Raw genomic sequence first — 706 nt, 5'->3', positions numbered from 1 at the left:
GAGATGGCGCCGCTGTTGCAACGGACCGTCGTGGTCGAGAACCGCACCGGCGGCGACGGCCTGATCGGCATCAAGGCGGTGAAGGGCGCAAGCCCCGACGGCAGTATGGTGCTGGTGACGACGGGGCCGACCATGTACCTGCTGCCGATGGTGGAGACGACGCCGAGCTTCGACACCGCCAGGGATTTCGTGCCGGTGTCTCTGCTGGCGCGGTTCGAGTTCGCCGTCGTGATCGGTCCCGGGATCGACGCCGCGGATTTCAAGAGCTTCGTCGCCTGGCTGAAGGCGAATCCCGGCAAGACGTCGTTCGGGGTGCCAAGCAACGGCACCATCCCTCATTTCACGGGCTCCAGGCTCGAAAAGGATCTCGGCATCCCCCTGACCCGCGTGCCCTATCGCGGCAGCGCGCCCATCCTCAATGATCTCGTCGGCGGCCATATTTCGTTCGGCATCACGACGCTGGCGGACGCGCTACCGCAGCATCGCGCCAAGGGTGTGAAGATCATTGCGGTCTCAAGTGCCGAGCGCTCGCCGTTCGCACCTGACGTGCCGACGCTGAAGGAGAGCGGCATCGACCTCGTCGCGGACGCCTGGTACGGCATGTGGCTCCCCGCCGGCAGCCCGCCGGACTTCGCCAGCAAGCTCGCCGCCGCCGCGAGCGCGGCGCTCGCCAAGCCCGAAGTGAAGGAGAAGTTGACGGCGATCG

The 706-nt window shown here is 66.9% G+C and carries 1 protein-coding gene; it reads left to right on the top strand.

The window, feature by feature from the left end:
- Nucleotides 1-15 precede the first annotated feature (15 nt).
- The coding region (locus JHD07_RS37360; protein WP_291631304.1) for a tripartite tricarboxylate transporter substrate-binding protein at nt 16-706 on the top strand (691 nt) is incomplete at its 3' end.

The sequence above is a fragment of the Bradyrhizobium sp. genome (assembly GCF_016462955.1).
Taxonomy (GTDB): Bacteria; Pseudomonadota; Alphaproteobacteria; order Rhizobiales; family Xanthobacteraceae; genus Bradyrhizobium.
Note: the sequence above shows the minus strand (reverse complement) of the source record. Positions and strands in the feature narration are given on the sequence as shown.